The sequence below is a fragment of the Mesorhizobium sp. M7A.F.Ca.CA.001.08.2.1 genome (genome assembly GCF_003998455.1).
GTDB classification, from domain to species: Bacteria; Pseudomonadota; Alphaproteobacteria; order Rhizobiales; family Rhizobiaceae; genus Mesorhizobium; species Mesorhizobium ciceri.
Map to the genome: position 1 here is coordinate 1 of NZ_RZPW01000344.1, position 6,304 is coordinate 6,304.

The following is a 6,304-nucleotide window of genomic DNA, read 5'->3' on the forward strand; positions in this document are numbered from 1 at the left end:
CCGCTGCATCGTGTCCGAACCGTTCGACCGCGAGGGCGGCGACTGGCAGGCGATCCCGCCGGCGAGTTTTGTCACGATCAGCGGCGATGACATCAGAATTCGCCCGTTTGCTCCGGCGGCGGCGAAGTTCGCGCTGGTGGGGTAGCTGCAAACTGCGGCAACGTCGCGGGACAGCGCCCCCTCTGGCCTGCCGGACATCTCCCCCCACAAAGTGGGGAGATTGGCTATTTGCGTGGCCTTCGCCAATCGCCAAGGTTGCTGGAACGAGCCAAACCTGCCGATCTCCCCACTCGTGGGAGAGATGGCCGGCAGGCCAGAGGGGGGCGCCGTAGAGTGCCGACATCAAAGACTATCGGCACAATTTCAATCAAACGCGGCCAACCCTCGAATGCTCCACTCCACTTGAAGTATGCCGTGGATGCTGCCGGCCTATGGCGCTGTCTTCAACCACAGCGGCCATCCAGCCATTTCCATCCCCTGAGGACAGGACAGCACCGGCCTGCCGATCGGCCCGCAACTGGTCGGCAAACGCTGGTCGGAGTCACGACTGCTCGGCAGCGCCAGGGTAATCGAACCACTCACCGGCGGCTTTCGCCGTCCGCCTGCCTATTGAGCGAAGCGCGACAATCCATAAGGGGCAAGTAAGGGGTCGCGCTCGCCGTCGAGAATTTCCCTTGTGGCGAACAGGCCGACGGCCGGCGCCAGCGTGATGCCGGAATGCATGACGGCGACATAGACACCGTCCATGCCCTCAGCGCGGCCGACGATTGGAAAGCCATCGATCGGCGTCGGCCGGTAGCCGACCGTGTGGAAATCGAGTTCCAACCCGTCGCTGTCGCGCAGCATGGCTTTCATGGCCGCAAACAGCGCGTGGGCGGTGGCTTCGGCATCCATGCCCGGGTCGGCGCCGCCAAAATCCGAGCCGGCGATGATGCGACCTTCCGCTGTCTGGCGCATGTGCAGCCGCTCGGCCAGCACCAGCCCGTTGAGCCGCTTTTCGGTGGGCCGCGAATGGACGATCAGGCCGGGCGGCGTTTCGATCGGCAGGTTGATCCCGGCGGTCGCGGCGATCTCCGGCGAGCCGACGCCAGCCGCGATCACCACCTCGTCTGATGCAATCAATCCATGCGATGTGTCGACACCGGTGATCCTGCCGCCGGTCTGGACCAGGGCCGTCACCGTGCTGGAGATGATCTTCGCGCCATGTCGCTCCGCGTCCGCCAACAGCGCGCGCGTGGCAGTCACCGGTTCGGCGACGCCTTCCTCAGCCACATACAGGGCAAAATCCGGAAGCTCGGTGAGATTGGGCTCGATGCGCGCAGCACCGGCGCGGTCGACTTGGCTGATACCATAGCCCCAGGCGGAATGTTCCGTGGCGTAGGCTTCCATGTCGGCCACCGGCAAATCCCAGCACAGGCCGCCGCACCAGCTCAGCGGTAGGCCGGGAAGGTCCCGCGCCAGCCGCGTCCACTCTGCCATCGCGCGGGTGCGCAGCCGGAAATACGGCTCCGGATTGCCCCAGCTGGCATTGATCCAGGCGAACGAGTTCGGCGTCGCCACCCCTCCGGCAGCACTGTCGGCAATCACCGTCACTTGCGCACCCGCTCTGCTCAGATGCCACGCGATGGAGGCGCCGATGATGCCGGCGCCGATGACGATCACTTGTTTCGCCGCAGTCATGCTTGCTCCTCTGCCTCGTCATCCCGAGGGATGTTCATCCAGTGCCACCCCGGCAGCCGCTTGCCAACATCGCGCAGCGCAAAATATGCGGCAATGCACTGGCCGGAGCCACAGCACGGCTGAGCTGTATGCTCGGATGGTGAGGCGGCGATCAGCAGAGTCCGAGCCGCCGGACCGGTCGACAGGCCGGCACTGCGCTGCTAGAAGCCCGGCCTGTCACACGGAAATCCCAGAGAATGCCCGAAGCAATAGAAGAAGAAGTGGCGCGCCGCCGCACCTTCGCGATCATCGCGCACCCGGACGCCGGCAAGACCACGCTCACCGAAAAGCTGCTGCTGTTCGGCGGCGCCATCCAGCTTGCCGGCGAGGTCAAGGCCAAGAAGGACAAGATCCAGACGCGGTCGGACTGGATGAAGATCGAGCGTGAGCGCGGCATTTCGGTCGTCACTTCGGTGATGACCTTCGAGTATGAGGACAATGTCTTCAACCTGCTCGACACGCCCGGCCACGAGGATTTCGCAGACGACACCTATCGCACGCTATCGGCGGTCGACTCGGCCGTCATGGTCATCGATGCCGCCAAGGGCATCGAGCCGCGCACGCTGAAGCTTTTCGAAGTCTGCCGGCTACGCGACATCCCGATCATCACCTTCGTCAACAAGATGGATCGCGAAAGCCGCGATCCGTTCGAGATCCTCGATGAGATCGAGCAGAAGCTGGCGCTGGATACGGCGCCGATCACCTGGCCGATCGGCCGGGGCAAGAATTTTTCCGGCACCTACCATCTGGCGCTGAACGCCGTGCGCAGGGGCGACGACGAGAAGGAGCGCACGCCGGTCAACGGTCCCGATTCCAACCGCGTCGCCGGCCTTTTGCCGGAGAACGAGCGCGAGGCCTTCATCGAGGAGCTGGAGCTGGCGCGGGAAGCGTGCAGACCCCTTGATATAGAAGCCTTCCGCGAGGGTCACCTGACGCCGGTCTATTTCGGCTCGGCGCTGCGCAATTATGGCGTGCGCGACCTGATCGAGGCGCTCGGCGCTTTTGGACCGCCGCCGCGTGCTCAAGAGGCCGACACCCGCAAGGTCGAGGCGACCGAAGAGAAGATGACGTCCTTCGTCTTCAAGATCCAGGCCAACATGGATCCCAACCACCGCGACCGCATAGCCTTCGTCCGCGTCTGTTCGGGCAAGCTCGAGCGCGGCATGAAGGCCAAGCTGGTACGCACGGGAAAACCGATGTCGCTGTCGGCGCCGCAGTTCTTCTTTGCCCGCACACGCGTCACCGCCGACGAGGCCTTTGCCGGCGACGTCGTCGGCATTCCCAACCACGGCACGCTGCGTATTGGCGATACGCTGACCGAGGGCGAGGAAATCCTGTTCCGCGGCGTTCCGAATTTCGCCCCGGAAATCCTGCGCCGTGTCCGCCTCGGCGACGCGATGAAGGCCAAAAAGCTAAAGGAAGCGCTGCACCAGATGGCAGAGGAGGGCGTCGTGCAGCTGTTTTCGCCCGAGGACGGCTCACCGGCCATCGTCGGTGTCGTCGGCGCGCTGCAACTCGACGTCTTGAAGGAACGGCTGAACTTCGAATACACCCTGCCGGTCGAATTCGAGATGTCGCGCTTTTCCGTGTGCCGCTGGATCTCGGCCGACGACAAGGCCGAGGTCCTGCGTTTCATCGAGGCGCATCGCGGCGACATCGCCCGCGACCTCGACAACGATCCGGTGTTCCTCGCCCAGCACGCCTTCTCGCTGAACTACGAAGCGGAGCGCTGGAAAGCGATCAAGTTTGCCACGATCAAGGACTATCAGGTCCGCGACAGAGCGGCGTAAGTCGCGCTTTTTCCTTCTCCCCGTTCACGGGGAGAAGGTGCCCGAAGGGCGGATGAGGGGCGGCGCGACCCTCGACTATCCTCTGGCAGCTTCCTCGATCTTGGCGATGTCGATCTTGCTCATCTGCATCATCGCCGACATCACGCGGCCGGCCTTGGCCCGGTCCGGATCCAGGAGCAGGCGCGGCAGCTGCTCCGGCACAACCTGCCAGGAGACGCCGAATTTATCCTTCAGCCAGCTGCATTGCGATGGTTGGCCGCCACCTTCGATGAGCTTGTCCCAGAAGTAATCCACCTCTTCCTGCGTCTTGCAGTCGATCGACTGCGACATCGCTTCGCTGTGCTTGAACTGCGGTCCACCATTGAGCGCCTGGAACTGCACGCCGTCGAGTTCGAACGTGGTCACCAACACCTTGCCTGCATCGGCGTGGCCTTCGGGCCAACGCATCACGCTCAGCACCTTGGAATTCTTGAAGATGGAGACGTAGAAGTTCATGGCCTCTTCGGCCTGGCCGTCGAACCACAGGCAGGTGGTGATCTTTTGCATGTCGTGCTCCTCGGATTGCTCTTTTGGTGTTACAGGGAAAACGGCCGACTCCGAGAATGGTGCCGTTGCCTCGCCGTTTGCCCAAGGACGGCCGCGCGCGGTGCAATCCGACACCAGGATGCATTTTTTTGTAAGATCCGATTCTTGGAGGAATCTGGCGCATTGCAAAATTGTGGCCAGACCATACTTGCGCGTCTATAACGCCTGCGGTCCGAATTCAGCTCCGCCGCGCCAACCCCTGGGCTGCGGCCAGCCACCAAGGAAAAAACATGCCTGCCTATCGTTCCCGCACCACCACCCATGGCCGCAACATGGCCGGCGCTCGCGGCCTCTGGCGCGCCACCGGCATGAAGGACTCGGATTTCGGCAAGCCGATCATTGCGGTGGTCAACTCCTTCACCCAGTTCGTGCCGGGCCATGTCCATCTGAAGGATCTCGGCCAATTGGTCGCGCGCGAGATCGAAAAGGCCGGCGGCGTTGCCAAGGAATTCAACACCATCGCCGTCGATGACGGCATCGCCATGGGCCATGACGGCATGCTCTATTCGCTCCCGTCGCGCGAGCTGATCGCCGATTCCGTCGAATACATGGTCAACGCGCATTGCGCCGACGCCATGGTCTGCATCTCCAATTGCGACAAGATCACGCCCGGCATGCTGATGGCCTCGTTGCGCCTCAACATCCCGACCGTCTTCGTCTCCGGCGGTCCGATGGAAGCCGGCAAGGTGGTGCTCGCCGGCAAGACGCAGGCGCTCGACCTGGTCGATGCCATGGTCGCGGCCGCCGACGACAAGATCTCCGATGAGGACGTCAAGGTCATCGAGCGCTCGGCCTGCCCGACCTGCGGCTCCTGCTCGGGCATGTTCACCGCCAATTCGATGAATTGTTTGACCGAGGCGCTTGGCCTGTCGCTGCCCGGCAACGGCTCGACATTGGCGACGCATGCCGACCGCAAGCGTCTGTTCGTCGAGGCCGGCCACCTGATCGTCGATCTCGCCCAGCGCTATTACGAGCAGGACGACGAAACCGCACTGCCGCGCAACATCGCCTCGAAGGGCGCTTTCGAGAACGCCATGACGCTCGACATCGCCATGGGCGGTTCGACCAACACCGTGTTGCATATCCTGGCTGCGGCGCATGAGGGCGAGATCGATTTCGATCAGGACGACATCGACGCGCTGTCGCGCAAGGTGCCGGTGCTGTGCAAGGTGGCGCCCGCCAAGTCCGACGTCCACATGGAAGACGTCCACCGCGCCGGCGGCATCATGGCCATCCTCGGCCAGCTCGACAATGCCGGCCTGCTCAACCGCGACCTGCCGACGGTGCATACGTCAACCCTGGGCGAAGCGCTCGACCATTGGGATATTTCCCGCACGACCAGCCAGAGCGTGCGCGATTTCTTCCTCGCCGCCCCTGGCGGCGTGCCGACACAGGTCGCCTTCAGCCAGGAGCGCCGCTGGGACGAGCTCGATCTCGACCGCGAGAAAGGCGTTATCCGCTCGACCGAACATCCCTTTTCCAAGGATGGCGGCCTTGCCGTGCTGAAGGGCAATCTGGCGCTCGACGGCTGCATCGTGAAGACGGCGGGCGTCGATGAATCGATCCTGAAATTCACCGGCCCGGCCCGCGTGTTCGAAAGCCAGGATTCCAGCGTCAAGGCGATCCTGTCCAATGAGATCAAGGCCGGCGATGTCGTCGTCATCCGCTATGAAGGACCGCGCGGCGGCCCCGGCATGCAGGAAATGCTCTACCCGACAAGCTATCTGAAGTCGAAGGGCCTCGGCAAGGCCTGCGCTCTGGTCACTGACGGCCGCTTCTCCGGCGGCACCTCGGGCCTGTCGATCGGCCATGCGTCGCCGGAAGCTGCCGAAGGCGGTTTGATCGGACTGGTGCAGGAGGGCGATACGATCGAGATCGACATCCCGAACCGCAGCATCCGCCTGGCTGTCGATGAGGCGGAACTCGTTGCGCGACGGGCGGCGATGGAAGCCAAGGGCGCCCTGGCCTGGAAGCCGGAAGAAAAGCGCAAGCGCAAGGTGACGACCGCCTTGCGCGCCTATGCCGCCATGGCCACCAGCGCGGCCAAGGGCGCGGTGAGGTTTGTGCCGGAGTGAGGTTTCTTCCTTCTCCCCTGTGGGCTAGCGTGCGCACACATTTGCTTCGTGCTGTGGTCAAGCGTGAAGAAGCGACGCCGGAAAATGGCTTGAAGTGTTTGAATCGCATGTGATTCTGTAGCTGCCATTGTTCTG

Annotated in this window: 4 protein-coding genes; 2 read left to right on the forward strand and 2 right to left on the reverse strand. The window is 63.4% G+C overall.

Going from position 1 to position 6,304, the window contains the following annotated elements; genetic code table 11:
• Positions 1-606: 606 nt before the first annotated feature.
• Positions 607-1,680, reverse strand: a complete 1,074-nt coding sequence (locus EN914_RS20050) for an FAD-binding oxidoreductase (protein WP_024505785.1) — start codon at positions 1,678-1,680, stop codon at positions 607-609.
• 236 nt (positions 1,681-1,916) lie between these two features.
• Between EN914_RS20050 and EN914_RS20055 the strand changes: the two genes are divergently transcribed.
• Positions 1,917-3,509, forward strand: a complete 1,593-nt coding sequence (locus tag EN914_RS20055; RefSeq protein ID WP_013528039.1) for a peptide chain release factor 3 — start codon at positions 1,917-1,919, stop codon at positions 3,507-3,509.
• 75 nt (positions 3,510-3,584) lie between these two features.
• Here EN914_RS20055 and EN914_RS20060 read toward each other — a convergent pair whose 3' ends face one another.
• A complete protein-coding gene (locus EN914_RS20060; protein WP_024505784.1) occupies positions 3,585-4,055 on the reverse strand; it encodes a VOC family protein in 471 nt (156 codons plus the stop codon).
• A 269-nt stretch (positions 4,056-4,324) separates the two neighbouring features.
• Here EN914_RS20060 and ilvD point away from each other — a divergent pair, with 269 nt between their 5' ends.
• Positions 4,325-6,169, forward strand: a complete 1,845-nt coding sequence (gene ilvD, locus EN914_RS20065; protein WP_024505783.1) for a dihydroxy-acid dehydratase — start codon at positions 4,325-4,327, stop codon at positions 6,167-6,169.
• Positions 6,170-6,304 lie beyond the last annotated feature (135 nt).

What these genes read in the sequence shown, in the direction of transcription:
- EN914_RS20050 (WP_024505785.1), bottom strand. Translation starts at nt 1,680, where the DNA reads ATGACTGCGGCGAAACAAGTGATCGTCATCGGCGCCGGCATCATCGGC.
- EN914_RS20055 (WP_013528039.1), top strand. Translation starts at nt 1,917, where the DNA reads ATGCCCGAAGCAATAGAAGAAGAAGTGGCGCGCCGCCGCACCTTCGCG.
- EN914_RS20060 (WP_024505784.1), bottom strand. Translation starts at nt 4,055, where the DNA reads ATGCAAAAGATCACCACCTGCCTGTGGTTCGACGGCCAGGCCGAAGAG.
- ilvD (WP_024505783.1), top strand. Translation starts at nt 4,325, where the DNA reads ATGCCTGCCTATCGTTCCCGCACCACCACCCATGGCCGCAACATGGCC.